This is a genomic window from Streptomyces sp. NPDC058469 (genome assembly GCF_042721125.1).
In the GTDB taxonomy this organism is placed as follows: Bacteria; Actinomycetota; Actinomycetes; order Streptomycetales; family Streptomycetaceae; genus Streptomyces.
This window is the reverse complement of sequence record NZ_JBHXME010000364.1, coordinates 1-1,258: the sequence shown is the minus strand read 5'-3', so window position 1 is coordinate 1,258 and position 1,258 is coordinate 1. Positions and strand designations below refer to the sequence as shown.

General features: G+C 76.2%; 1 protein-coding gene. It reads left to right on the top strand.

Going from position 1 to position 1,258, the window contains the following annotated elements:
* The coding region (locus ACFWP5_RS52480; protein ID WP_384174566.1) for an ATP-binding domain-containing protein at positions 1–1,214 on the top strand (1,214 nt) is incomplete at its 5' end.
* Between the last annotated feature and the right edge of the window lie 44 nt (positions 1,215–1,258).

Genomic DNA, 1,258 nt, shown 5'->3' with positions numbered 1-1,258 from the left:
CGTCCGCTGCGCCAAGTGGTGCCGGGTCCGGCGCGCCGGAGCACTCGGCACCGGGCGGCTCGGCGCGGGAGGGCCTCACGCCGGACAGCCTCGCCGGCGGGCCCGGGAGCCGAGCGCCGGAAGGCCCTGGGGCCGGGCCGGAGAGCGGCGCGTCGGACGGCCTCATGTCGCAGGCGACGAGCCCATCGGCCGAGGCGGGGAACTACGGGGCGGAGTCGGAGCGGCGCGCGTCGGACGGCCCCGGATCGACCGACGGCCCCCGCGCCGCCACCGTCGCCGGGCTCCTGTCCGGTGCCGAGGGTCCCGGGCGGGACGCGGACGGTGCCCTCGATCTGGATCTCCTCGTCGTGCTCGACGCGCCTCAACTGGACGTCGAGACGGCGGCGTTGCTCAGTGAGTCGTTGCCGGACGGGGCTCGGCTGGTGCTCGCCGGGGACCCGGCGGTGTTGTGGTCGGCGGGGCCCGGGCGGGTCTTCGCCGATCTGCTCGCGTCGAAGGCCTGCCCCCAGGTCGTCTCGCGGCGCCCGGACCTCGGTCCCGTGGGCGAACTGGTCTCGGGCATCGGCATCGGCGAGCTGAACCAGGTGGAGGCCCCCGGCAAGGAGGTCGTGATCGTGCCGGTGCGCGACGCCGGTGAGGCCGTGCACCGGACCGTGCAGCTCGTCGCCGACTCGGTGCCGCGGGTGATCGGCGTCCCGGCCGAGCAGACGGTGGTGATCACACCGGGCCACGGCGGCGCGGCCGGCACCCGTGCCCTCAACGTGGCGCTGAAGGAGCGGCTCAACCCCGGCCCCGGCCGCTTCGGCGGCTTCGACCCCGGCGACCGGATCGCGTACTCCCCCGCCCCGGGCCGTACGGTCTCCGGCCGGGTGCTGATGGCCGACGCCAGGGGGCTGCATCTGGACTGCCCCGACGGCCTGGTCGTCGTACCGAAGGAGCGGGTCGAGCAGTCCGTGCGGCACGGGTGGGCGCTGACCGCGCACCAGGTCGTGGGGGTGCGGTGGCCCGCGGTGGTCGTGGTGCTGCCCGGGGACGCGGCGCAGGCGCTCAGCCGGCCCTGGGTGTACACGGCGTTCAGCCGGGCGGACCGTCACCTGTCCGTGGTGCACGGTGTGGACCAGGCGCTGCCCCGGGCCGTCGCGGAGGTCCCGGCCAAGCCGCGTACGACCCGGTTGCCGGTCCTGCTGCGCCCGCAGGTCCCGGCGGAGGTCTGAGACAGACGACAGACGGCGGCGGTCACCGAGGGATTCCCTCGGTG